Annotated in this window: 19 protein-coding genes and 1 tRNA gene; 15 read left to right on the top strand and 5 right to left on the bottom strand. The window is 57.7% G+C overall.

Annotated features, from left to right (window positions below; all coding sequences use genetic code 11):
• The first annotated feature begins 3 nt into the window (after positions 1–3).
• The 11 genes from gyrA to pyrF all read left to right on the top strand — a co-directional run bounded on the left by gyrA (position 4) and on the right by pyrF (position 13,500).
• A complete protein-coding gene (gene gyrA / locus QPL96_RS10810) occupies positions 4–2,649 on the top strand; it encodes a DNA gyrase subunit A (RefSeq protein WP_303287388.1) in 2,646 nt (881 codons plus the stop codon).
• A 52-nt stretch (positions 2,650–2,701) separates the two neighbouring features.
• Positions 2,702–3,784, top strand: a complete 1,083-nt coding sequence (gene serC, locus QPL96_RS10805; RefSeq protein ID WP_303287387.1) for a 3-phosphoserine/phosphohydroxythreonine transaminase — start codon at positions 2,702–2,704, stop codon at positions 3,782–3,784.
• Between the two features lie 2 nt (positions 3,785–3,786).
• Positions 3,787–4,884, top strand: a complete 1,098-nt coding sequence (pheA, locus tag QPL96_RS10800) for a prephenate dehydratase (RefSeq protein ID WP_303287386.1) — start codon at positions 3,787–3,789, stop codon at positions 4,882–4,884.
• Between the two features lie 47 nt (positions 4,885–4,931).
• Positions 4,932–6,056 (top strand): histidinol-phosphate transaminase, encoded by a 1,125-nt coding sequence (gene hisC / locus QPL96_RS10795; RefSeq protein ID WP_303287385.1) that lies wholly within the window; start codon positions 4,932–4,934, stop codon positions 6,054–6,056.
• A 1-nt stretch (position 6,057) separates the two neighbouring features.
• Complete coding sequence (locus QPL96_RS10790; RefSeq protein WP_303287384.1) at positions 6,058–8,286, top strand: bifunctional prephenate dehydrogenase/3-phosphoshikimate 1-carboxyvinyltransferase; 2,229 nt, start codon at positions 6,058–6,060, stop codon at positions 8,284–8,286.
• Positions 8,286–8,966: a (d)CMP kinase gene (gene cmk / locus QPL96_RS10785; RefSeq protein WP_303287383.1), complete on the top strand. Its 681-nt coding sequence runs from the start codon at positions 8,286–8,288 to the stop codon at positions 8,964–8,966. Before QPL96_RS10790 ends, cmk begins: the two co-directional genes overlap by 1 nt.
• Positions 8,967–9,096: 130 nt before the next feature.
• Positions 9,097–10,791, top strand: a complete 1,695-nt coding sequence (rpsA, locus tag QPL96_RS10780; RefSeq protein ID WP_303287382.1) for a 30S ribosomal protein S1 — start codon at positions 9,097–9,099, stop codon at positions 10,789–10,791.
• Between the two features lie 134 nt (positions 10,792–10,925).
• A complete protein-coding gene (locus QPL96_RS10775) occupies positions 10,926–11,222 on the top strand; it encodes an integration host factor subunit beta (RefSeq protein WP_007154691.1) in 297 nt (98 codons plus the stop codon).
• A gap of 60 nt (positions 11,223–11,282) precedes the next feature.
• Entirely contained in the window at positions 11,283–11,585 is a 303-nt protein-coding gene (locus QPL96_RS10770; RefSeq protein WP_303287381.1) for a LapA family protein, read from the top strand.
• Positions 11,585–12,757, top strand: a complete 1,173-nt coding sequence (gene lapB, locus QPL96_RS10765; protein ID WP_303287380.1) for a lipopolysaccharide assembly protein LapB — start codon at positions 11,585–11,587, stop codon at positions 12,755–12,757. The genes QPL96_RS10770 and lapB overlap by 1 nt, the downstream gene beginning before the upstream one ends.
• Positions 12,758–12,789: 32 nt before the next feature.
• Positions 12,790–13,500 (top strand): orotidine-5'-phosphate decarboxylase, encoded by a 711-nt coding sequence (gene pyrF, locus QPL96_RS10760; protein ID WP_303287379.1) that lies wholly within the window; start codon positions 12,790–12,792, stop codon positions 13,498–13,500.
• A gap of 407 nt (positions 13,501–13,907) precedes the next feature.
• Here the strand turns inward: pyrF and QPL96_RS10755 are convergent.
• Positions 13,908–13,983: transfer RNA gene (locus QPL96_RS10755), tRNA-Asn, on the bottom strand.
• Between the two features lie 70 nt (positions 13,984–14,053).
• Positions 14,054–15,238, bottom strand: a complete 1,185-nt coding sequence (locus QPL96_RS10750; RefSeq protein WP_303287378.1) for a pyridoxal phosphate-dependent aminotransferase — start codon at positions 15,236–15,238, stop codon at positions 14,054–14,056.
• A gap of 183 nt (positions 15,239–15,421) precedes the next feature.
• Between QPL96_RS10750 and uvrB the strand changes: the two genes are divergently transcribed.
• Complete coding sequence (gene uvrB / locus QPL96_RS10745; RefSeq protein WP_303287377.1) at positions 15,422–17,482, top strand: excinuclease ABC subunit UvrB; 2,061 nt, start codon at positions 15,422–15,424, stop codon at positions 17,480–17,482.
• Here the strand turns inward: uvrB and rimI are convergent, their stop codons facing one another.
• A complete protein-coding gene (rimI, locus tag QPL96_RS10740; protein ID WP_303287376.1) occupies positions 17,483–18,601 on the bottom strand; it encodes a ribosomal protein S18-alanine N-acetyltransferase in 1,119 nt (372 codons plus the stop codon).
• A 202-nt stretch (positions 18,602–18,803) separates the two neighbouring features.
• Between rimI and QPL96_RS10735 the strand changes: the two genes are divergently transcribed.
• A complete protein-coding gene (locus QPL96_RS10735; protein WP_303287375.1) occupies positions 18,804–20,303 on the top strand; it encodes a RimK family protein in 1,500 nt (499 codons plus the stop codon).
• Between the two features lie 18 nt (positions 20,304–20,321).
• Here the strand turns inward: QPL96_RS10735 and QPL96_RS10730 are convergent, their stop codons facing one another.
• Entirely contained in the window at positions 20,322–21,485 is a 1,164-nt protein-coding gene (locus tag QPL96_RS10730) for a cation diffusion facilitator family transporter (RefSeq protein WP_303287374.1), read from the bottom strand.
• Between the two features lie 406 nt (positions 21,486–21,891).
• Between QPL96_RS10730 and QPL96_RS10725 the strand changes: the two genes are divergently transcribed.
• On the top strand, positions 21,892–22,911 hold the full coding sequence (locus QPL96_RS10725) for a quinone-dependent dihydroorotate dehydrogenase (protein ID WP_303287373.1): 1,020 nt from the start codon (positions 21,892–21,894) through the stop codon (positions 22,909–22,911).
• 174 nt (positions 22,912–23,085) lie between these two features.
• Here QPL96_RS10725 and rmf read toward each other — a convergent pair whose 3' ends face one another.
• Positions 23,086–23,298 carry a ribosome modulation factor gene (rmf, locus tag QPL96_RS10720; RefSeq protein ID WP_117616851.1) on the bottom strand — a complete coding sequence of 71 codons (213 nt, stop codon included), beginning with the start codon at positions 23,296–23,298 and terminating at the stop codon, positions 23,086–23,088.
• 301 nt (positions 23,299–23,599) lie between these two features.
• Between rmf and rlmKL the strand changes: the two genes are divergently transcribed.
• Complete coding sequence (rlmKL, locus tag QPL96_RS10715; RefSeq protein WP_303287372.1) at positions 23,600–25,792, top strand: bifunctional 23S rRNA (guanine(2069)-N(7))-methyltransferase RlmK/23S rRNA (guanine(2445)-N(2))-methyltransferase RlmL; 2,193 nt, start codon at positions 23,600–23,602, stop codon at positions 25,790–25,792.
• The last annotated feature ends 55 nt before the right edge of the window (positions 25,793–25,847 follow it).

Raw genomic sequence — 25,847 nt, 5'->3', positions numbered from 1 at the left:
TCGATGGGTGAGTTAGCCAAAGAGATCCTGCCGGTCAATATTGAAGATGAGTTAAAACAGTCCTACCTCGATTACGCCATGAGCGTTATCGTCGGGCGGGCGCTCCCGGATGTGAGGGACGGCCTCAAGCCGGTTCACCGCCGGGTTCTGTTCGCCATGTCCGAACTGAACAACGACTGGAACAAAGCCTACAAGAAGTCCGCCCGTGTGGTGGGTGACGTTATCGGTAAATACCACCCCCATGGTGACTCTGCGGTTTACGACACCATCGTACGTATGGCCCAGCCTTTCTCGCTGCGCTACCCGCTGGTTGACGGCCAGGGCAACTTCGGTTCCATTGATGGTGATAATGCCGCAGCCATGCGTTACACCGAGATTCGCATGGAGAAGATCGCCCACTCCCTGCTGGCGGATCTGGACAAGGAAACCGTCGATTTCGTTGATAACTACGACGGCACCGAGCGGATTCCCGAGGTTCTGCCTACCCGGGTTCCGAACCTGCTGGTGAATGGTTCCTCCGGTATCGCCGTGGGAATGGCCACCAATATTCCGCCCCACAACCTGACGGAAGTGGTCAACGGCTGCCTGGCGCTGATTGACAATCCGGATCTCACCATTGATGAACTGATGGGCTTCATTCCCGGCCCTGACTTCCCGACCGAGGGCATCATCAATGGCCGTGCGGGCATTGTCGAGGCCTACCGCACCGGCCGTGGCCGCATCTATGTCCGTGCCCGCCATGAAATCGAGCACGATAACAAAACCAACCGCGACGCCGTCATCATCACCGAGCTGCCGTATCAGCTGAACAAGGCCCGTCTGATCGAAAAGATCGCCGAGCTGGTGAAAGAGAAGCGCCTCGAGGGTATTACCGAACTGCGGGACGAATCCAACAAGGAAGGTATCCGGGTTGTGATCGAACTGCGCCGGGGCGAAAATCCGGATGTGGTGGTCAATAACCTGTTCGCCCACACCCAGTTGCAGACGGTGTTCGGTATCAACATGGTGGCGCTGATCAATGGCGAGCCGAAAACGCTGAACCTCAAGCAGATGCTCGATGCGTTCGTGCGCCACCGCCGTGAGGTGGTTACCCGCCGGACCATCTATGAACTGCGCAAGGCCCGCGAACGTGGCCATATCCTCGAAGGCCTCACGGTTGCGCTGGCCAACATTGATGAGATGATCGAACTGATCAAGGCCTCGCCCAGTTCGGTGGAAGCCAAAGAAAAGCTGATGGCCAGGGGCTGGGCCCCGGGCGATGTGATGGCCATGCTGGAGCGTGCCGGCGAAGACGCCTGTCGCCCGGACGACCTGCCGGAAATCTATGGCCTCCGAAACGGCCTGTACTACCTGTCTCCGGAGCAGACCCAGGCGATCCTGGATATGCGTCTGCACCGCCTGACCGGTCTTGAAACCGAGAAGCTCCAGAACGAATACAAGGACATCCTCGAAAAGATTGCCGGCCTGCTGGAAATTCTGGGCGACCCGGACCGCCTGATGCAGGTTATCCGCGAAGAACTGGAGGCGGTTGTTTCCGAATTCGGCGATGAGCGCCGCACCGAGATCACCAGCTCCCAGCGTGATCTGACCATTGCCGATCTGATTGACGAAGAAGATCTCGTGGTCACCATTTCCCACAGCGGTTATGCCAAGACCCAGGCCGTGGAAGATTACCAGGCTCAGCGCCGTGGTGGCCGGGGCAAGGCTGCGACCTCCATGAAGGATGAAGACTTCGTTGAGAAGTTGCTCGTCGCCAATTCCCACGACACCATTCTGTGCTTTTCGAACCGCGGCAAGGTCTACTGGTTGCGGGTGTTCGAGATTCCGCGGGCCAGCCGGGCTTCCCGTGGCCGCCCGATGGTCAACATCCTGCCGCTGGAAGAAGGTGAGCGTATCACCACCTTCCTGCCGGTGCGTGACTACCCGGAAGACCAGTTTGTGCTGATGGCCACCTCGAACGGTGTGGTCAAGAAAACCCCGCTACCGAACTTCTCACGCCCGCGCAGCAGCGGCCTGATTGCCCTGAATCTGGATGAGGGCGATACCCTGATTGGCGCTGCCATTACCAAGGGCGATGCTGAAGTGATGCTGTTCTCCACCGCCGGCAAGGCCGTTCGCTTTGCTGAGGAAGCGGTGCGTCCGATGAGCCGGACAGCCCGCGGTGTTCGCGGCATCCGGATGCCGGAAGGTCACCATGTGGTGTCCCTGATCATTCCGCAGGAAGGCGGTGTGATTCTGACCGCCAGCGAAAACGGTTACGGCAAGCGTACCGCCATCGACGAATTCCCGACCTATGGGCGGGGCAGCCAGGGCGTTATTGCCATGCAGTGCTCTGAGCGGAACGGCAACCTGGTTACAGCCCTGCAGCTGTTCGATGGTGATGAAATGATGCTGATTTCGGACAAGGGTACGCTGGTGCGAACTCGTACCGACGAGGTGTCCGTCCTGAGCCGGAACACCCAGGGTGTGCGGCTGATCAAGCTCAGCCAGGAAGATGAGCGCCTGGTAGGCGTAGAGCGCATTGCTGAAACCTATGACGAAGCACTCGACGGTGAAGGTGAGGGTGAAGTCGAGGGTGAAGGTGGCGCCGAGGCGGCAGACAGCAGCCCGAAAGAAGGCGAAGAAGGTGAGGGTGCCGGCGAAGAATAAGCCGGCTCCGCCATATAGACAGATTCAGCAAGACTTGAGAGATCACAGCAGCATGAGCAGGGCGTATAATTTTTGTGCAGGCCCGGCAACCTTGCCGGAAAGCGTGCTTCGTCAGGCGCGGGATGAAATGCTCGACTGGCGCGGTACCGGCATGTCGGTGATGGAAATGAGCCATCGCAGTGACGAGTTTGTCGAGATTGCCGAAACTGCGGAAAATGATCTGCGTGAACTGGCCGGCGTGTCGGACGATTACGCCGTTCTCTTTATGCAGGGTGGGGCGTCCAGCCAGTTTTCCACTATTCCCCTGAACCTGCTGGGAGACAAAGGCTCTGCTGACTATGTGAATACGGGCATCTGGTCCGGGAAAGCCATTGCTGAAGCCAGCCGTTACGGCAAGGTGGACGTGGCAGCCAGCTCCGAAGACAGCGGCTTTACCACGATCCCGGACCAATCCTCCTGGCAGACCAATGCCGATGCGGCGTACCTGCATTATACGCCCAACGAAACCATCGGTGGCCTGGAGTTCGATTTTATCCCGGAAAGCCCATCGGTTCCGCTGGTGGCGGATATGTCCTCCAACATGCTGTCCCGCCCGGTGGATGTTTCTGCATTCGGCCTGATCTATGCCGGCGCACAGAAAAACATCGGTCCCTCCGGGCTGGTGCTAGTCATTATCCGCAAGGATCTGCTGGGCAAGGCCCGCAGGGAGACCCCCACCATGATGAACTATCAGGTGATTGCCGATAACAGGTCCATGTACAACACCCCCGCGACCTATTCCTGGTATCTGTCGGGCCTGGTGTTCCAGTGGCTCAAAGAGCAGGGTGGCCTGGCGGCCATGGGTGACGTGAATCTGCGCAAGGCCGGGAAGCTTTATGGCTTCATCGACGCCCATGATTTCTACGCCAACCCCATTGACCCACGTTTCCGGTCCAGGATGAACGTGCCGTTTACCCTGGCAGACGACGCCCTGAACGGTGAATTCCTGAAGGGAGCGAATGCCCGTGGCCTACTGAACCTGGCCGGCCACCGCTCGGTAGGTGGGATGCGTGCAAGCATTTACAACGCGATGCCCGAGGCGGGTGTTGATGCTCTGATCGAGTATATGACTGAATTTGCGAAGGAGCGTGGCTGATCATGAGTGATGAGCAGGTCCGGCTCGCAGAGCTGAGGGGCGAGATTGATCAGATTGATCAGAAACTCATGGAGCTGATCAGCGCCCGGGCAACCTGTGCCCAGGAAGTCGCCCACGTCAAGACGACTGCCAATCCGGGGCAGGATGTGTTTTTCTATCGCCCGGAGCGGGAAGCCCAGGTGTTGCGCCGAATCAAGGAACAGAACCCGGGGCCATTGTCCGGTGAGGAAATGGCTCGTCTGTTCCGGGAAATCATGTCGGCCTGCCTGGCGTTGGAAAAGCCCATGCACATTGCCTTCCTGGGGCCGGTGGGTACCTTCACCCAGGCAGCAGCGCTCAAGCATTTTGGTCATTCGGTGATCAGCGTGCCGTTGCCCGCGATTGATGCGGTATTCCGGGAGGTTGAATCCGGTGCTGCCCATTACGGTGTGGTGCCGGTGGAGAACTCCACTGAGGGCATGATCAATCACACCCTCGATATGTTCATGTCCTCGCCCCTGAAAATCTGTGGTGAAGTGCAACTGCGGATTCACCACCACTTGCTGGTGTCTCCCAAGCACAAGGATCAGGAAGTTACCCGGATCTATTCCCATCAGCAGTCGTTTGCCCAGTGTCGCCAGTGGCTGGACACCCACCGTTATGGTGTTGAGCGGGTGACAGTTTCCAGCAATGCCGAAGCGGCGCGACGCGCAGGCACAGAGCCCGGAACGGCGGCGATTGCCGGCGACATGGCGGCTGAGCTTTATGGCCTGGAAAAACTGGCCAACAGCATTGAAGACCGTCCGGACAATACCACACGCTTCCTGATCATCGGCCGGGAAGAAGTCCCTGCCAGCGGTCACGACAAGACCTCCATTCTGGTTTCCATGCGAAACAAACCGGGTGCGCTGTACCAGTTGCTTGAGCCGTTCCATCGCCATGGCCTCAGCCTGACCCGTATCGAAACCCGACCGTCGCCCAGTGGTACCTGGGCCTATGTATTCTACATCGATTTTGAAGGGCATATGGAGGGCGATCAGGTGGGCAAGGTTCTCGCAGAAGTGGAGGACGAAGCCGTTGAGCTCAAGCGGTTGGGTTCCTACCCGATAGGCGTTCTTTGAGTAACCCGAACCGGCGTTTTTTGAGTAAAGAGTGTCGAGGACGATTTATGGCCATTGATTACCAGGATCTGGCGGTCCGGGGCGTGCGGGCATTGTCGCCCTACCAGCCAGGAAAACCGATTGAGGAACTGGCCCGGGAACTGGGGCTGAATCCGGCTGAAATCATCAAGCTTGCCAGCAATGAAAACCCGCTTGGGCCTAGCGAAAAGGCGCTTTCTGCTGCCCGCCAGGCCTTGTCTGAACTTTGCCTGTATCCGGACGGCAACGGCTTCAATCTCAAGCAGGCGCTGTCAAAGCGCCTGGGTATCGGGCTGGATCGGATCACTCTTGGCAATGGCTCCAATGACGTTCTGGAAGTGATCACCCGCTGTTTTGCCGATGCCGGTTCGGACGTCATTTTTTCCCAGTATGCGTTCGCCATTTATCCTCTGGTGACCCAGGCCATTGGCGCAAAGGGCGTGTTCGTGCCGGCCCGGGAATGGGGGCATGATCTGGATGCGATGGCGGCGGCGGTCACCGACTGTACCAGGCTGGTTTTTGTCGCCAACCCGAACAATCCCACGGGTACGGTGCATAAGGCCGATGCCATTGAGGCCTTCCTGGAGAAGATTCCGGCCAACGTCCTGGTGGTGCTGGATGAGGCCTACTGCGAATACCTGACCGGCAGCGACTATCCCGACGGTGTTGAACTGCTTTCCCGGTTCCCGAACCTGATCGTGTGCCGGACCTTCTCCAAAGCCTGGGGGCTTGCCGCCTTGCGGGTGGGCTACAGCATCAGCTCTGCAGCCATTGCCGACATCCTCAACCGCGTACGCCAACCCTTTAATGTCGGCACGGTTGCACTGTCTGCGGCCACCGCGGTGCTGGATGACGAAGACTACCTTCGGCGCTCCCGAGAAGTGAACAGTGCCGGCCTGCGCCAGCTTGAGCAGGCATTTGAGCGCATGGGGCTCAGTTACATTCCCTCTGCCGGCAACTTTATTGCGGTGGAAGTGGGTGAGCAGGCCATGGGGGTATACCAGACCCTTCTGGCTCACGGCGTGATTGTCCGCCCGATTGCAGGTTATGGCATGCCGCGCCATCTCCGAGTCTCGGTTGGGCTTCCGGAAGAGAACGAACGGTTTATCGATGCGCTGGCCCAGGCACTGACATCCTCTGGATTGAGCGACTGACATGGAGCTTTCCGAACCTCTTTTTAAACGGGTTGCAGTGATTGGTCTGGGGCTGATTGGCGGCTCCCTGGCCAGTGCTATCCGGCGTAATGGCCTGGCAGGCAGGGTGGTTGCTGCAGACCAGCGCTGCGAGGAGCTGCAACTCGGCAAAGAGCTCGGTGTTATAGATGAGGCCGCGCCTACCGTGGCTGATGCCGTCAAGGGTGCTGATCTGGTGGTGCTTGCGGTGCCGGTAAGGGCAACCCGCACGGTTCTGGAAGAAGTTCGCTCCTGCCTGGAGCCCGGAGCAGTGCTAACGGATGTAGGTAGTACCAAGTCCAGTTTTGTCGCCGATGTTGAGGCCGTGTTTGGCGGCCTTTCGCCGCTGGTGATTCCCGGTCATCCGATCGCGGGCTCTGAAAAGAGCGGCATCCGGGCGGCCAGTCCGGAGCTGTTCGCCAACCACAAGGTGATTCTTACGCCTCCGGACAATGTCAGTGAGCCGCATCTGACACGGCTGAAAGGACTCTGGGAAGGCTGTGGCGCGACAGTGCTGACCATGTCTGTGGCCTATCACGACGAAGTGCTGGCGGCCACTAGCCATTTGCCCCATCTGATTGCCTTTTCTCTGGTCGATACCCTGGCGGGTGAAGACGGGAACATGGACATTTTCCGTTACGCGGCCGGTGGGTTCCGGGACTTTACCCGGATTGCTGCCAGTGATCCGGTGATGTGGCACGATATCTTTCTCTCGAATCGCGAGGCGGTTCTTCGGGTAATCGACCATTTTACTCACGACCTGGAACAGCTGCGCACGGCCATTGCTGACCAGGACAGTGCGACCCTGTTAAGGGTCTTCAGTCGCGCCAAGGCGGCGCGTGAACATTTTTCAAAGATGCTCTCAGGACAGGCTTACGTGACAAAAAACAGTGAAAGGCAAGTAACGTTCCGTCTTCAGCCCGGTGGCGCTATTTCCGGTGATATCCGGGTGCCCGGCGACAAATCCATGTCGCACCGTTCCATCATGTTGGGTGCGCTTGCCAACGGCGTCACCGAGGTTAAGGGATTCCTGGAGGGGGAGGACAGCCTGGCAACGCTTCAGGCGTTTCGGGATATGGGTGTCACGATCGAAGGCCCGGAGGACGGCTTCGTCCGGATTCACGGTGTTGGCATGCATGGGTTGCAGGCGCCCCGTGGCCCCTTGTACCTTGGTAACTCCGGAACCGCGATGCGCCTGTTTGCAGGCCTGCTGGCAGCCCAGCCGTTCGACTCTGAGCTGACCGGCGACGCCAGTCTCTCCGGCCGCCCCATGGGCCGGGTTGCAGACCCGTTGCGAGCCATGGGGGCAGTGATTGACACGGCCAAAGGTGGTCGTCCGCCGCTGAAAATACGGGGTGGCCAGAAGCTGTCCGGTATCCATTATGAAATGCCGGTAGCCAGCGCCCAGGTGAAATCCTGCCTCCTGCTGGCCGGGCTCTACGCTGAAGGCAGCACATCGGTTACCGAGCCGGCACCCACGCGGGATCATACCGAGCGCATGCTGGCGGGCTTCGGCTATCACGTCCACCGCGACGGCGCGACGGCCAGTGTCAGTGGCGGTGGCAAGCTGACTGCCACAAACATTGACGTGCCTGCCGACATTTCTTCCTCGGCCTTTTTCCTGGTGGCTGCGAGTATTGCGCCCGGTTCCGATCTGATCCTTCGCCATGTAGGTATGAACCCGACCCGGGTGGGGGTGATCAATATCCTGCGCCAGATGGGCGCCAATATTGAGGTTCTGGACGAGCGAGAAATCGGTGGCGAGCCGGTGGCCGATCTGCGGGTGCGTTCGGCGGAACTTCAGGGTATTGATATTCCCGAAGACCAGGTGCCACTGGCGATTGACGAATTCCCGGTGTTGTTTATTGCGGCCACCTGCGCCACCGGCCGCACGGTACTGCGTGGCGCCGAGGAGTTGCGGGTCAAGGAAAGTGACCGGATTCAGGTGATGGCAGATGGCCTTGCCGCCCTCGGTGTTGAAACCACCGTAACGCCGGATGGCATCATCATTGATGGCGGCCAGACCATTGGCGGCGGCGCCGTCAACAGCCGCGGCGACCACCGCATCGCCATGTCTTTCGCAGTGGCGTCGCTTCGGGCCAAAGGCGATATTACCGTGACCGACTGCGCCAATGTGGCAACGTCTTTCCCGGGATTTGTGGCGCTCGCAAAGAGTACGGGAATCAATATTTCAGCCGAGGGGGCTGAATAATGGCGGATAACAGCGCGCCGGTGATCACGGTGGATGGCCCCGGCGGATCCGGCAAGGGCACCGTTACCCAAATGCTCGCCAGGAAGCTGGGCTGGCATTTGCTGGATAGCGGGGCCCTGTACCGGCTGACGGCTCTGGCCGCCGTTCGGCAGGGTGTCGCCCTGAACGACGAAGAAGGGCTGGTCAAAGTGGCTGCCGGGCTGGATGTGGCGTTCGAACCCACGCCCGAGGGTGAGCCGGTTCGGGTTATTCTGGCAGGGCAGGACGTGACCGCAGATATACGTACGGAATCCGCCGGGGATAACGCGTCGAAAGTGGCTGTGATGCAGCCGGTCCGGGACGCGCTGTTGCAGCGCCAGCGGGACTTCCGGCAGGCTCCGGGCCTGGTGGCCGATGGCCGGGATATGGGAACCGTGGTGTTCCCGGATGCGCCGGTCAAGATTTTCCTGACGGCAAGCGCCGAGGAGAGAGCCAGAAGGCGTTACAGCCAGTTGAAGGGCGCGGGTGTCGATGTTAATATTGACGCCCTTTTAGAGGAGATACGGGTTCGTGATGAACGGGATATAAACCGTTCCGCAGCCCCTCTCAAGCCCGCAGATGATGCGCAAGTCATTGATTCTACGGGATTGAGTATAGAAGAGGTGTTAGGCAGGTGTATGGCCGCGGCAGGTCAGGCCTGACTACACCTTTTTGTCGTTGAAATGCCGGATGTAGCGTTATCTGCCAGCCACAGGCTTGATCCGGAACTTATTAACAGACCGTGTTGCTGGTGGCACGGAGCACACTTGCGTTGATCATATAGGACTCATAATGAGCGAGAGCTTTGCGGATCTTTTTGAAGAAAGCCTGAAAGAAATTGATATGCAGCCGGGTTCCATCGTCCAGGGAACCGTAGTTGACGTCGACAACGACTGGGTCACCGTTAACGCCGGGCTGAAGTCCGAAGGCGTTATCCCCGCCTCCCAGTTCCTGAACGAAAAAGGCGAGTTGGAAATTGCTATCGGCGATGTTGTCGATGTAGCTCTCGACGCTGTGGAAGACGGTTTCGGTGAAACCCGTCTGTCCCGTGAAAAGGCCAAGCGTGCAGAAGCCTGGAAGGTACTCGAGAAGTCCTTCGAAGCTGAGGAAGTGGTTAAAGGTATCATCAACGGTAAGGTCAAGGGTGGTTTCACCGTCGATCTGGCCGGCATCCGTGCCTTCCTGCCTGGCTCGCTGGTAGACGTTCGTCCGGTCCGCGATACCGCGCACCTGGAGAACAAGGAACTCGAATTCAAGGTTATCAAGCTCGACCAGAAGCGTAACAACGTGGTTGTTTCCCGCCGCGCGGTTCTGGAAGCTGAAAACAGTGCTGAGCGTGAAGCTCTGCTGGAAACCCTGACTGAAGGTATGGAAATCAAGGGTATCGTCAAGAACCTGACCGACTACGGCGCGTTCGTGGATCTGGGAGGCGTTGACGGCCTGCTGCACATTACCGATATGGCCTGGAAGCGTATCAAGCATCCGAGCGAAATCGTCAATGTGGGCGATGAGATCAGTGTCAAGGTTCTGAAGTTTGATCGTGAGCGCAACCGAGTGTCCCTCGGCCTGAAGCAGCTGGGCGAAGATCCCTGGGTTGATATCAAGGGTCGTTACCCGGAAGGCAGCAAGGTTACTGCACGCGTCACCAATCTGACTGACTACGGCTGCTTTGCCGAGCTGGAAGAAGGTGTTGAAGGTCTGGTTCACGTGTCTGAAATGGATTGGACCAACAAGAATATCCATCCGTCCAAGGTTGTCCAGGTCGGCGACGAAGTGGGCGTGATGATTCTGGATATCGACGAAGAGCGTCGTCGTATTTCCCTGGGTATCAAGCAATGCGTATCCAACCCGTGGGAAGATTTCTCCAGCAACTTCAACAAGGGTGATCGCATCTCCGGCAAGATCAAGTCAATCACTGACTTTGGTATCTTCATCGGTCTGGATGGCGGCATCGACGGTCTGGTCCACCTGTCTGACATCAGCTGGAACGAGACCGGCGAAGAAGCGGTTCGCGAATACAAGAAGGGTGACGAAGTTGAAACCGTTATCCTGTCTGTTGATCCGGAGCGTGAGCGTATCTCCCTGGGTATCAAGCAGCTCGAAAGCGATCCTTTCGCCGAGTTTGTCCAACTGAACGACAAGGGTTCTATCGTTAAGGGTACCGTGTCTGCAGTTGATGCCAAGGCCGCTACCATTGCCCTGAACGACGAAGTTGAGGCGGTACTGAAAGCCTCTGAAATCAGCCGTGACCGTGTTGAAGACGCACGCAACGCGCTGAAGGAAGGCGAAGAAGTAGAAGCGAAGATCATCAGCATTGATCGCAAGAACCGCATTATCAACCTGTCTGTGAAGTCCAAAGACGTTGAGGACGACAAGCAGGCCCTGGAAAATGTGCGGACCAAGACTGCCGAAACCTCTTCTGGTGCGACCACCATTGGTGATCTCATCAAGGAGCAGATGCAGCAGCAAAACGCCAATAAGGAATGAATTTCCGGTTGGTGTGAAAAAAACGGGCTCTAAGAGCCCGTTTTTTTTGTGTTTTTTTCTGGTTTGGCTAAACTAGGTAGTCATGGGAATCCGGTAACAGACGGCCGAATAATAATGTAAGAGGGAAACGCCTCATGACGAAGTCCGAACTGGTCGAGCTGATTGCTTCAAAGCAGACTCAGCTCTCCGTTAAAGATGTCGAATTGGCTGTAAAAACCATTATTGAGCACATGTCCCAGTCGCTTGCCGATGGTCAGAGAATTGAGATCCGGGGATTTGGCAGCTTTTCCCTTCATCACCGGGCGGCGCGTACCGGTCGCAATCCGAAAACCGGTGAGGCTGTCCAGTTACCGGCCAAGTTTGTGCCGCACTTCAAGCCGGGAAAGGAATTGAGAGAGCAGGTTAACGACAGCCTGAAGAAAGGTTTTTAACCGCTGCTCAGGGAATGCGTATAATTCAGGCTTAGTCAGCCCCTTGGGAGTGCTATCTCTATGGCAGGATTGCAGAAAATCCTCATTATTCTGTTGGTTTTGGTCCTGGTTCTGCTGGCACTGGTGTTTTCGCTTAACAACCAAATGGCGGTGTCCCTCAATTTTCTGCTGTTTGAAACCCAGCCTCATGGCGTAGCCGTCTGGATCATCATGGCCTTTGTTATCGGTGCGCTGGTTGGCGTACTGATTACCCTGCTGGCCACCGTCCGTACCTCGGTGTCCCGGCGAGCCCTGCAGAAACGACTTGATCGTGCGGAGCGGGCATTGGAAAAATCCAGGGCCCAGAACGACCGGACGCTTTAATGGATATTGTACTTCAGTGGCTGCTGCTGACGGTTGCAGTTGCCGTTGGCTGGCTGGTTGGCCGGCTGGGAAGCAACGAAAGCCGCTCAAAGGCAACGATTTCCGACGAGGAATCGGTTAAAGATCGCCTCCAGTTCCTCTTTACCAATTATTCCGACCAGGCGGTCGAGAACTTCGTACAGTCCCTTGCTGTTAACAAGGACACCGTCAGCCTGCACCTCTCGATAGGCAGCCATTTTCGCAACAAGGGCGAAACGGACCGAGCCATATTGATTCATCAGAACCTTCTGGCAAGACCTGAATTGCCACCACGATTTTCTCCGCAGGTTACCCTGGAACTGGCACGGGATTACCTCAACGCCGGCTTGCTGGATCGTGCCGAAGCACTGCTGCAGCAGCTCATGGGTGACCGGGAATATGGCCGGCACTCCTCCCTGCAACTGATTGATCTGTACCAGCAGGAAAAGGAGTGGGCCAAAGCGGCGGAGGTCGCCCGAACACTGACGACCGTTGGCGATGCCGATTCCGCCCTGCTCAAGGTTCTGGCTTACCTGACCTGTGAGCGTGCCGAGGAAGCGTTGAAACAGGATGATCGCTGGGAGGCACAGAAGCTCGCTCGGGAAGCGCTGGATTACGATGGTTCCTGTGTGCGTGCCACCCTGATACTGATGAAGCTGCTGGTTCGCCAGGGCAGTTTCCGAGAGGCTGGCAATCACAGCCTGAAAGTCTTCGACCAGAATCCGGAGTTTGGTCCGGAAGCGATTGACCGCCTGATGAAGCTTGAGCACGAGCACGGTGATATCGGACGCCTGGCGAAAAAACTGCGTAAGCTTTACGAGAGTTATCCGAGCACAAGTTTATTGCTGGCACTGGTCGAATCCGTGGAGCGGGCCTCTGGCCGATCTGCTGCGATCGATCTGCTACGGCAGGAACTGGAGACCCGCCCAAGCGTCCGCGGCTTGTTGCGGCTGGTGGAAATGGCGGGCTACGAAAAAGGCATGACCACCGACGAAGGCAGGCTGGTGAGCCGCATCGGCCACCTGATTCTTGCCAATCGCCCGGTCTACCGGTGCGTCAGCTGCGGCTTCTCCGGACGCCAGCTGCACTGGCTGTGCCCAAGCTGCAAACAGTGGGAAACCGTCCGCCCGATCCAGGGCGTTGAAGCCGAATAATCCTTTACCGAATCTCCGCAGGACAACTGAACGTGCAAACCGCTAACGATCCCAAGATCATTATCGCCCTGGACTTTTCCTCACAGAATCCGGCCCTGGAACTGGTGGAGAAACTGGACCCGAGCAAATGCCGCCTGAAAGTGGGCAAAGAGCTGTTTACCCGGTTCGGCCCGCAACTGGTCGAGAGATTGCAAATGCGTGGCTTCGAGGTGTTCCTGGACCTGAAATTCCACGACATTCCGAACACCACCTCGGCGGCGGTTGCGGCAGCGGCCGACCTCGGCGTCTGGATGGTGAATGTCCATGCCTCGGGCGGTGAGAAGATGATGACGGCTTGCCGGGAACGCCTGGAAGCCTTTGGCAAGGACCGCCCGCTGTTGATCGCCGTGACGGTCCTCACCAGCATGAACGCAGACGACCTGGCTGGCATCGGCATCATCGATTCCCCGGAAACCCAGGTATCAAGGCTTGCAACCCTCACCAAAAACTGCGGCCTCGACGGCGTCGTCTGCTCGGCCCAGGAGGCTCCCAAGCTCAAAGCAGAGCAGGGCGCCGACTTCAAGCTGATCACGCCGGGTATCCGTCCGCTGACTGCCGATAAAGGCGATCAGCAGCGCATCATGACGCCCACAGATGCCCTCAAAGCCGGTTCCGACTTCCTGGTGATCGGCCGCCCGATTACTCAGGCGTCTGACCCGTTGGCTGCCTTGGAGGCTATTCACTCAGAGGTGATAGGGCTCTAGTTCTGTCCGGCCTTTGAGTCCTGACCTAGCCTTCGAGCTCGGAGGCTGGTGCTGTGGGTGCGCCCTCCCAAAAACCGCTACGAGCACGTCCATGTGCGCTTGACTGTGGCCATCCTTGGCCACAGTCATTTTTGGGAGGGAGGCCCCACACCACCGTGTCGATCCTTTGAGATATAGCCCGTGAACGCGGGGTCAGATGAAAGCCTTCATCTGACCCCAATTTCGCAGGCGTGTCTGGAAAGCCCTGCCTGCCGCCCCGTTCTGACCCAAAGTTAGGTCTCTGTTCGCGCCACAACACCATGCCTGACAGGCTGGGGCGAGAGACGGCGCCGAACTCTAAGATAAAAACAAACAACGAAGCAATAAAAAACCCGCTAACTCATAGAATTAGCGGGCTTTTAGAATAGTGGCTCCCCGAGCTGGGCTCGAACCAGCGACAAACGGATTAACAGTCCGTTGCTCTACCAACTGAGCTATCGGGGAACGTCGTCGTGTGACGAGGCGCGTATATTAAGTTGGCAATACCGCCCCGTCAACCCCTGGCCAGAACTTTTTAGCCAAGCGCTTTCTGCAGACGTTCGACAGCCTTTTCCAGGTTATCCATGCTGGTGGCGAAGCTCAGGCGCATGTGACCGGGACAGCCGAAGGCGGAGCCCGGGACCAGTGCCACGCCGGCGTCGCTCAGCAGTTTTTCGGCAAATTCCACATCGGTGCTGACACTGGAATCGGCGTCGATGGCATCCTGGAAACTTGGGAACACGTAAAAGGTTCCGTCGCCTTGCAGGCATTCAACGCCCGGCAATTTATTCAGGGCTTCTACCAGCCAGTCGTGGCGCACCTTGAACGCCTTTACCATCTCGCTCACGCAGGCCTGGTCGCCATCAAGCGCCGCCTGTGCCGCTGCCTGGGAAATGGAGGCCGGGTTGGAGGTGCTCTGGGACTGGATCTTCTTCATGGCGCCGATGATCTTCGCCGGACCCGCCGCGTAGCCGATACGCCAGCCAGTCATGGAGTAGGCCTTGGATACGCCATTGAGTACGAAGGTGCGATCATAAAGTTCCGGTGTGGCGTTCAGGATGTTGCAGAACGGCTTGCCAGTCCACAGGATCGGCTCATACATGTCGTCGGTGGCGATCATGATGTTCGGGTGCTTCTTGAGCACTTCGCCGATGGCCTGCAGTTCTTCCTGGGTGTAGGCCATGCCGCTCGGGTTCGAGGGGCTGTTGATCACGAACAGGCGGGTGCGCTCGGTGATGGCGTTTTCCAGCTGTTCCGGGGTGATCTTGAAGCGGGTGTCGGCCCCGGTTTCAATGATCACCGGCTTGCCTTCGGCCACCAGTACCATGTCCGGGTAGGATACCCAGTAGGGGGCGGGGATGATGGTTTCGTCACCCGGGTTCAGGGTGGCCAGTGCGAGGTTGAAAAAGCTCTGTTTGCCACCACTGCTTACCAAGATCTGGTTGGCTTCATAATCCAGACCGTTGTCCCGTTTGAACTTGGCAATAATCGCTTTCTTCAGGGCTGGCGTACCATCAACGGCGGTGTATTTGGTCTGGCCGTTGTTGATGGCTTCAATGGCTGCCTGTTTGATGTGATCAGGGGTATCGAAGTCCGGTTCGCCGGCACCCAGGCCAATAATATCCTGGCCGGCTGCGCGGAGTTCGGCGGCCTTGTTGGTGACTGCGAGGGTGGGAGAGGGCTTGATCGCCTGTACTCGGCTGGAAAGTTGAAGATCCAAACTTGCGCTCCTTAAAGCTGCGTCTGATAGGGCTGCGACCGCCGGGCGCCAGAGCTGCTGGCTGATTTTCGCCCAGCCGTCGATCACACCGATGGTATCATGAAGTCAGCGTATCGCTAAATTTCTCTAATGTCAGGGGCTGTTTTGTCCCTGCTTCAACTCTACCGGAGGTTTCCGCCAGTTATGGCCAGTAATCAGCCCAGCGTTTCCACCAGAGAGGGTGTGTTCAAGGTCGATTCACCGTTCCAGCCGGCGGGTGATCAGCCCAAGGCGATCAAGGAGTTGGTGGATGGCATCCACTCCGGCCTGGCGCACCAGACGCTGCTGGGGGTAACCGGTTCCGGTAAAACGTTCACCATTGCCAACGTGATCCAACAGGTGCAGCGGCCAACCATCATCATGGCCCACAACAAGACCCTGGCTGCCCAGTTGTATGGTGAGTTCCGCGAATTCTTTCCGGACAACGCGGTGGAGTATTTCGTTTCCTACTACGACTACTACCAGCCGGAAGCCTATGTGCCGTCGTCGGACACTTTCATCGAGAAAGATGCCTCCATCAATGAGCACATCGAACAGATGCGCCTTTCCGCCACCAAGGCCCTGCTGGAGCGGTCGGATGCGATCATCGTGGCGACGGTGTCCTCAATCTACGGCCTGGGTGACCCAAAGTCCTACCTGAAGATGATGCTGCATCTGGACCGGGGTGATCAGATCGATCAGCGCTTTATCCTGCGTCGCCTTGCCGAACTGCAGTACACCCGCAACGACATTGAATTCCACCGGGCCAACTACCGGGTGCGTGGCGATGTAATCGACGTGTTCCCGGCGGAATCCGAGAAGGAGGCCATCCGCATTGAGTTGTTCGATGATGAAATAGAGAATCTCAGTTATTTCGACCCGCTTACAGGTGAGGTTCTGCGTCGGGTTCCCCGGGTAACCATCTATCCGAAGTCCCACTACGTGACGCCCCGGCAAAAGGTGCTGGATGCGATTGAGCACATCAAGGCTGAGCTGGATGAGCGGCTCCGGCAACTGCGGGATAATAACCGGCTGGTGGAGGCTCAACGGCTCGAGGAACGCACCCGGTACGACATCGAAATGATGATGGAACTGGGTTACTGCAACGGCATCGAGAACTACTCACGCTACCTCTCCGGTCGCCGCCCGGGTGAGGCGCCACCAACCCTGTTTGATTACCTGCCACCCAATGCCCTGCTGGTGGTCGATGAATCCCATGTGACCATTCCCCAGATCGGCGCCATGTACAAGGGCGACCGTTCGCGCAAGGAAACCCTGGTGGAGTATGGTTTCCGGCTGCCTTCGGCGCTGGATAACCGACCGATGCGGTTCGAGGAGTGGGAGCGCATCGCGCCGCAGATGATTTTTGTCTCTGCGACGCCGGGCAATTACGAAGCCGAGCATGCCGGCCAGGTAGTGGAGCAGGTGGTACGGCCCACCGGCCTGCTGGATCCGGAAATTGACGTTCGTCCGGCCTCCACCCAGGTGGATGATCTGCTTTCCGAAATCCACAACCGGGTGAAAGTGAAGGAGCGGGTTCTGGTGACCACCCTCACCAAGCGGATGGCGGAAGACCTGACGGACTTCATGATGGAGCACGACATAAAGGTCCGGTATCTGCACTCGGACATCGATACCGTCGAGCGAGTGGAGATCATCCGGGACCTCCGCCGGGGGGAATTTGATGTGCTGGTGGGCATCAACCTGTTACGGGAAGGACTTGATATGCCCGAGGTGTCGCTGGTTGCCATTCTGGATGCGGACAAGGAGGGTTTCCTGCGTTCCGAGCGCTCACTGATCCAGACCATGGGCCGGGCGGCGCGGAATCTCCACGGCAAAGCCATTCTCTATGGAGACCGGATGACCGGTTCCATGCAGCGGGCTATCGACGAGACTGGTCGTCGGCGGGCGAAGCAGGAAGCCCATAACGAAGAACATGGCATTACGCCCCAGGGACTGAACAAGAAGATTGCCGATATCATGGAAGGCGCCGGCGGTGGTGGCCGCGGACGCCGTAAGGTGGAGCGCCCGGGTCAGAAGGCGGCGGAGGAAGCGGAGCAGTACCGGGTGAAATTGGGCAACCGGTCTCCCGAGGACGTTCTCAAGGAAGTGTCCCGCCTGGAGGACGAGATGTACAAGGCGGCTTCGGAACTGGATTTCGAGACTGCTGCACGCCTGCGGGACGACATCTCCGAATTGAAAGAGGCGGCTTTGCGGGCCGGGTAGTTAGCCCGGCCGTTTGGGTCCCACGATAACAGCCGCCTGTAAAGGCTGGTTGCGGCCATAGCTGGACATCTGGCTGAACACCCGTTTGTCGACCGGCAGGTATTGCTTGTCGGCGACGGTTTCACCGGCGTCCACGTCTATTTCCGGATCGTGCAGGTACACAAACTGGTCGTCGATGGCGCACACCGTCACCCAGTGCGGGACGCGGCTCCGGTTCAGTTGCCAGGTGCTGATCAGGATGACCGGTACCCGACCTTCGTGCAGTGCTTCTTCCATGGCTTCCAGGGTGAGTGGGTCGTGGTGGAGCTGAATGCCGGTCTGGCCGATGTCGTGCAGGAAGCCTTCGTGGACCAGTTCCAGAACCCGTTTCTTGTCCTCATTCCTGACAGTGTCCTTGAACAGGGCACCCTCCATGCTGATCCATGCACTGGCTTCAAAGCCCCGATTCCAGGCAGACAGTGCCAACCCGTGAGGGCCACAGCCACCGTGGCCGGCCAGCATGAAGATGGTGGTCGCCTCTCGCCAGATTCTCAGCTCTTCCAGGGTGGTGACCGGTTGCTGCTCATCCAGGGCAGCCATGGCCATGATCAGCGCTGCCGGGCCACAGGAAAAATCCGTTGTCTGAGGGTAGTAAGGTACGGCCTGAAATTCACGGGAGGGCTCATAGAACAGGATCCGCCGCTCAAAGCGCAGGGCATCACCGTGGTCTTCGTAATAGTCCCGGTAGGTTCCGAACTGGCGGTACCCGAGGCGTTTATACAGATTAATGGCGCCCCGGTTGTCCTCCCGGACTTCCAGCCGCATGATGATGCGGCCCGCTTCAGCAGCTTCCAATTCCGCCTGCCGAACCAGTTTCTCGCCCACACCCTGGCCGCGCACGAACGGCGAGACGGCAATGGAGTAAATCCGGGCAAGGCGGGTGGCAGCGCTCATCAGAACCAGACAGTAACCCACCAGGTCTTCGCCGGCTTCAGCGACGATCAGCCGGTCTCTGGGCATTTCCAGGAAACGGCGGAAACTGCGCCGGGACAACCGGTCCTCGGTGAAACACCGGTTTTCAAGCAGAACCAGAGCGTCAAGGTCCTTGCCGGAGGCGTGTCGGAGCTGGAAATCAGGCATCGTAATGCGGCCTTGAAAAGAAGCTTTGAGGGCGTGCAGGCAGGCTTCCCTGACCCGGCTATTATGGTAGAGAGTCCAGGGTTCGCAAAGTGTGCAAACATGCGTAAAAGCACGCATCATGCGCCGATTGTACCGGTTTTGTTACCGGCGTATTGTTGCGGCAGGTAATACAGGCAATAACCTTCAGGGAGGATCGCCTTTCATGTCCCGCTTGCTCATTGTAGTGGACCGCGCCAAAGACTGGGCACCGTATTATCCCAGTGAAGATGTGCTGACCTTCGATCAGTATCTTCAGTTCTCGGCACCACCTGCCAGCCGGGTGCGCGTTATTAACCTTTGTCAGAGTGCAAAATACCTGAGCCGGGGCTACTACTGCTCACTGCTGGCGGAGGCCCGTGGCCACCATGTGGTGCCCTCGGTCATGACTCTGAACGATCTGAGTCGAAAGGGACTGTTTTCCCTGGAGCTGGAAGAACTGGACGCCAGCGTGATTAACTGGCTCGAAGCCGCCGGTTCGGCCATTAACCCGGCCAGTGATGAGCGCGAGGCGACCCACGAGGTGAAGGTCCGGACCTGCTTCGGGCAGTCCGAGCACCCGGAGCTCAGGCCTGTTGCCCGGGCTCTGTTCGAGCGCTTCCCCTGCCCGATTCTCGAGATCGTATTCAAGCGCCGAAAGCAGTGGCAGATTGAATCCATGAAACCGGCGGCTCCGGTGGATCTGGGAGAACATGAACAGGACGTGTTTGCGGCCGCCCTGGATCGCTTCAGCAGCATGGTGTGGCGCAAGCCCCGAACACGCCGTCGCTACCGTTACGACCTGGCCGTGCTGGTGAACCCGGATGAGGAAATGCCGCCAAGCGACAAGGTTGCCCTGAAACGGTTTGTGAAGGCCGGACGGAAGCTGGGTATCAATGTTGAGCAGATCACCCGGCGGGATTACATGCGGTTGCCGGAATACGATGGTCTTTTCATCCGGGAAACCACGGCCATTGATCATCACACCTATCGATTTGCCCGCAAGGCCGATGCCGAGGGCATGGTGGTGATCGATGACCCGGTATCGATCCTGAAATGCACTAACAAGGTATTTCTCGCCGACCTGCTGAAGAATAACAAGGTTCCGACGCCCAAGACTCTCATCCTTTCAAAGGACCAGAAGGATGCGGTTGAGCAGGTTGTCAGGGAATTGGGTTTTCCGGCAGTGATCAAGATTCCGGACGGGGCTTTTTCAAGGGGGGTCACCAAAGTCGAAGATGAGAAGTCCCTGCGTGCCGGCCTCCGGGACCTGTTCAGACAGTCGGCCCTGGTGCTGGCCCAGGAATATCTGTATACGGATTACGACTGGCGAATCGGTGTGCTGGGCGGGCGGGCTATCTACGCGTGCAAGTACATGATGGTGAAAGGTCACTGGCAGATATACCAGCACGGCGAAGCCGCAAGCGAAAGTGGTGGTTTCGAGACCATGCCGACCTATGAGGTGCCAAGGAATGTTATTCAGGCCGCGCTGAACGCAACAAAGCTGATTGGTAACGGACTTTATGGCGTGGATATCAAGCAATCCGGAAACCGGGTCGCCGTAATTGAAGTGAACGATAATCCGAGCATTGATGCCGGTGTTGAAGATAAATTCCTGGGAGGGGAGCTCTATACCCTGATCATGCAGGAGTTCCTGTCCCGAATGGAGGAGAACCGGCGCCGTTAGCAAGGCGCCGGGTCGATCTCAGGGCTCGCCAGCTACCCAGACCCGGATGCTGCCGAACCACGGGTAGCCCCGTAGCTGATCCCGGATATTTCCCGAGGTAAAGGGGGTTTTTGTGTCCGGCTCGTCCAGGAACAGTTCCAGATGCACCTTGTTCTTCAGGTAATGAAGTCGCAATCGGCTGTGACTGGGCAGTTCACCAATATGCCGTGCCAGGACGGCCCGGATATCTTCCCTTGAGGGCAGGCGTTCCGAGGTTGGGGGCTGATCTTCGTCATTTTCGGCATCAATGTGGAAGTTGATGTCCCGGATGTTGTCCAGGGCATCCCTCATTCCGGAGACTACCTGCATACCAATCTGATGCCCTTCCGAGACGCTGATTTCCGGCCGTACCACAAGATGAATGTCCAGCAGGATATCATGGCCCATCCGGCGGCTGCGGAGTTCATGAACATTTCGAACACCGTCGGTATCCCGGGCAATGGTCTTGAGCATTTCGGTATCTTCGGGGGAAAGCCCCGTGTCCACCAGCTCCTTGACGCTGTCCCAGGTGAACTTCCAGCCAATGTGAATAATGATCCCTGCAATTACCACGGCCGCAAATACATCCAGCCACACCAGTCCAAGCATCGCCCCGGCCGTGGAGACCACGACTACTACGGAAGAAAACGCATCGGTACGGCTGTGCCAGGCATTGGCAATAATCAGGTCTGATCGTATGGCCAGGCCGACCTGGCGGGTGTAACGGTAAATCCATTCCTTGCTCACAACGGACGCCGCTGCAGCCACCAGAACCGGCCAGCCCGGCACGGTTTCTACGCCGCCCTCAATGAGACGCAGGGTATTTTCCCAGGCCAGGGCGGCACCGACGGCAATCAGGATACTTCCCAGCACCAGGGTTCCGAAGGTTTCGATTCGTTGGTGCCCATAGGGGTGGTTGTCATCTGGTTCCTGGCGAGAAACCTTCATCACGCCCAGAACCACCAGATCCGAGGCGACGTCGGTGAATGAGTGAATGCCATCCACGACCAAGGCCTGGGAATGGAAAAGAGCCCCAGTAATGATTTTAATGATACCGAGAACGGCATCCAGAATCATTCCGATAATCGTGACCCGCGATGCCTCTTTCATCTCAACTGCCAGGTTATCCCGGTGTTGTTGTGCGGGGGAGATGGGTTGTTGCATAGGGGGCACTCCGGATCAGATCACTGGAGGCAGTATAACGTTATTCGGTCCGGTTGTGGCAGGTCTGCTCAAGACCCGGAATTGCTGTGATTTATACACATCATTGCAGAACGGTGACGGGTTAACATTTTGTACAGGTTTTGTCGATAGCAATACGAAAAACAAATAACATATTGAAAATAAAGATAAAAATAACTGGTTAAAAAATGACCAATCTGTAGGCTGGCGCAGTTATCAAGGGATGGCAAACGTTGCCCCGTTATTTTCAACAGGGTTATCCACAGATTCCGTGGAAAAGGTCATGAGGCTGCCATCATACAGTCAGTTAGCGCTGATTTTGTTCTGCTCCGGGATGCTGTGGAAAACTTCCGGTATACTCCGCCCATTTGGCCTAAGGAGTTTTCAGATGTACGGCGTTATCCGTAACCTGCTTTTCCGGTTACCACCGGAGCAGGCCCACACTATTGCCTTGAGCAGTCTTGATCTTGCGCAACGGTTGGGCGTTTTGGGCGTGTTTGCGCCCAAGATAGATTCATTGCCGGTGAATGTTATGGGGCTGGACTTTCCGAACCCGGTCGGGCTGGCTGCGGGACTGGATAAAAACGCCGATCATCTCGATGCCCTGGGGGCCCTGGGCTTCGGATTTATAGAGGTAGGTACGGTTACGCCAATTGCGCAGCCCGGCAACCCCAGGCCTCGTATGTTCAGGTTGCCGGAGCATCAGGCCATCATTAATCGCATGGGTTTCAATAACGAAGGATTGGAGCACCTGCTGGAGCGTGTGGATAACCGCCATTATAAGGGCGTGCTCGGAATCAACGTGGGCAAGAACAAGGATACGCCCAACGACGAATCCGAGTCGGACTACCGCAAGGGCATTTCCGCAGTCTATACCCGGGCTGACTATATTACGGTGAATGTATCCTCGCCCAATACACCGGGCCTTCGCGACCTGCAATTCGGTGATTCCCTGAAAGGTCTGCTGGTGGCGATCAAGGATGAACAGCTCAAGTGCCAGAAACAGCATGGCCGGTATGTGCCTGTGGCCGTGAAGATTGCTCCGGACATGGACGACGGGGGCATCCGGTTCGTCGCTACCGCATTGCGGGAAACCGGTCTGGACGGTGTGATCGCGACCAACACCACCATCAGCCGTGATGCCGTGGCAGGCCATCGCCATGCAAAAGAAGCTGGCGGCCTCAGTGGCGCACCGGTTCGCGAGGCCTCTCTGAGAGTCATCAGGGGGCTGTATGCTGAGCTGGGTGATTCCCTGCCAATTATCGGAGTGGGTGGCATTATGGATGGCGAGAGCGCTGCGGAAAAGATTCGTGCAGGCGCAAAACTGGTGCAGGTGTATACCGGCTTTATTTACCGTGGTCCGGATCTGATTCGTGAAGCGGTGGAAGCCATCAGGTGGATGAAGTGATTTCCTGTGGCCCAGAACGAAGATGGGCCCGCTGAGCGGGCCCTTGCGGGGAATGAACCCCGTGGCGCTTCATCGCATGGTACGGGGCGGGAGGCCCCGTTTGGGTTGCTCTGAGTACTGCGTCAAATTGTGTGCAAAAAGATCAGATTAAGATAGTCGGGGTTAGTTCAGGCGTCACGCCGTCGTAACGTTGGCCAGTTTGTGGATGCCGGATACGCCGGTCATGCCCTCCCATTGATCTGTGCGGCCTTCTCGCCACCCGTTCAGCCATTCCTGGCGGACTTCCGCCTGTTCGAGCGGGCAGCTTTCTTTGGATTTACCGGACACGCCAGCGAGATAACCCCGCTTGTATGCACGAGCGTACATGTCTCTTTTCTGTCTTTTCATGCCGTTCCTCACTGATGGATTAACAGAACAAGCGTGTACACATCTGCAGTGGCTATGACGAGTGTTACCCGCTCCGGGATAACCCACTATTGTCAGCTCAAGCCAGAGCAGTCAGGATCCTGTTAACGGAAGGTTTTTACCTTCCGGAACGACGCGTCATTTACAAGGTAATTCGAAGCTCGCGCGGATGTACACTATTTATTTCGTCTATGTGACGAATTTTTTATAGTTTTATGAAATAACGAATGGTGCCGAAATCCGGTAACGGCTGCTATTCCCGAAACTTACCCCCAAGCCGCCAATGAACCAGGAGTTGATCTTGTCCAAATCTGTCTTTTTCGTAACCTGTCCGAAAGGCGTGGAATACCTTCTGGCGGACGAACTCAGCACGTTCGGGCTGGACACCGTGCGCAATGCGCCGGCCGGCGTCTGGGTGGAAGGCCCCCTGGAAAGCGGTTACCGGGCCTGTCTCTGGTCGCGCCTGGCCAACCGGGTGATCCTTCACATAGATGACGTTGGTGCCACCAGTGGCGATGAGCTCTATGACGGCGTGGTGCACATGGACTGGCAGCAGCACATCCCGGTGCAGGGCAGTTTCCGGGTTACCTTCCTGGGGCAGAACGATGCCATCCGCAACACCCAGTATGGCGCCCAGCGAGTCAAGGACGGCATTGTTGACCGATTCCAGGCCAATGGTGGCCCACGGCCCTCGGTGGATGCCAAAAATCCTGATGTGACGATATCGGCCCGCCTTAACCGGGGCCGGTTAGCGCTCGGCATCGACCTCAGCGGTCACAGCCTGCACATGCGGGGGTATCGGACCGACAAAGGTATTGCGCCCCTGAAGGAAAATCTCGCAGCGGCTCTGCTGATACGAGCCGGCTGGCCAGAGATCGCCGCCGCCGGTGGTGACTTCGTAGACCCCATGTGCGGCTCCGGCACGCTGGTGATTGAAGCTGCCATGATGGCGCTTGATATGGCTCCGGGCCGGAAGCAGGAACGGTTCGGGTTTGAGCATTGGCCGGGCCATCAGCCTGATCTCTGGCTGTCTCTCCGGCGGGAAGCGGAGCGTCGTGCCCACGAAGGCAAGCAGGGCCGCATTCCCAGGCTGGCCGGGTTTGATCAGGACAGCCGGGTGATTGAGGCAGCCTGGAAAAACATTCAACGGGCAGGGCTGGAGAGTGTTGTGCACGTTGAGACCTGCCCTGTGGATGCCTTGCAACTGGAAGCTGAGTGGTCGGAACAGGGGCTGGTGCTGACCAACCCCCCTTACGGCGAGCGCCTGAGTGAGCGCAGGGAGCTGGGGGTCCTCTATCAGGCTCTGGGCGATACAGTGAAACGGACCCTGCCCGGCTGGCGTCTCGGCGTATTTACCGGTGTGCCGGAGTTCGGTAAGTCCATTGGTCTGCGCAGTTATAAGCAGTATCGGTTGTTCAACGGTAAGTTGCCGGCTCAGTTGCTGTTGTTTCAGGTGAATGAGGTCAGTGCCATGACCCCGAGGGAGCCCAACATTCCCGGTGAGGTCACGCCTCGTATTGCCAGCGAGGAGCGCGCCGCCATGCTGCGCAACCGGTTAAAGAAAAACATGAAGACCATCGGCCAGTGGGCGAGAAAGCAGGGCATTGGTTGCTACCGGTTATACGATGCGGATATGCCGGAGTTTGCTCTGGCTATCGATGTCTATGAGGGGCGGGTACACGTTCAGGAGTATGCGGCGCCAAAGTCGGTAGACGAGCGCTCAGCCCGTGAACGCCTGGCGGAGGCCCTTGCGGTGATCCCAGAGGCTCTGGGTATTGCGCGTGAGAACATGGTGTGCAAGCAGCGCCAGCGCCAGACCGGCACTAATCAGTACGAAAGGCAGGCAGCCAGCGGTGAGTTCTTCAAGGTGCACGAATACGGCTGTGTGCTTAAGGTAAACCTGAAGGACTATCTGGATACCGGGCTGTTTTTGGATCACCGGCCGGTGCGCCACTGGATTCGGCAGCATGGGGCCAACAAACGGTTCCTGAATCTGTTCTGTTACACGGGTGCAGCGACAGTGCATGCGGCGGTGGGTGGCGCGAGTCGTTCGCTCAGCCTGGATATGTCGAAGACCTACGTTGGCTGGGCGGAGGAGAACCTTGTCCTGAACGGTGCCGATGCCAAGAAGCATCGGGTAGAACAGGCGGATTGCCTCGCCTGGCTGGCGGAGCGGCCATCTGCAAACCAGCGGTTTGATCTGATCTTCATGGACCCTCCGACTTTCTCGAATTCAGCCAGGATGGCGGGGGTACTGGATATCCAGAAGGATCACCCGAGGCTGGTCAGGCAGGCCATGGCGCGGCTGAGTTCCGATGGGCTGCTGATTTTTTCCAACAATTTCCGGCGGTTCAGGCTGGATGATGAGCTGGAGAGCGAGTTTGACGTTGTCGAGGTTACGCGGGATACCCTGGATAGGGATTTTCAGCGGAACCCGCGGATTCATCGCTGCTGGCATATTCGCCACAAGGCCTGAATCTATCGGAATATCAGCAGGAGGGGCTGGCCCCTCCTGCTTCTGCGAACTCGTG

The sequence above is a fragment of the Marinobacter sp. SS8-8 genome (assembly GCF_030540945.1).
Taxonomy (GTDB): domain Bacteria; phylum Pseudomonadota; class Gammaproteobacteria; order Pseudomonadales; family Oleiphilaceae; genus Marinobacter.
The sequence above is the reverse complement of the archived record's forward strand: the minus strand, read 5'-3'. Positions and strand labels throughout refer to the sequence as shown.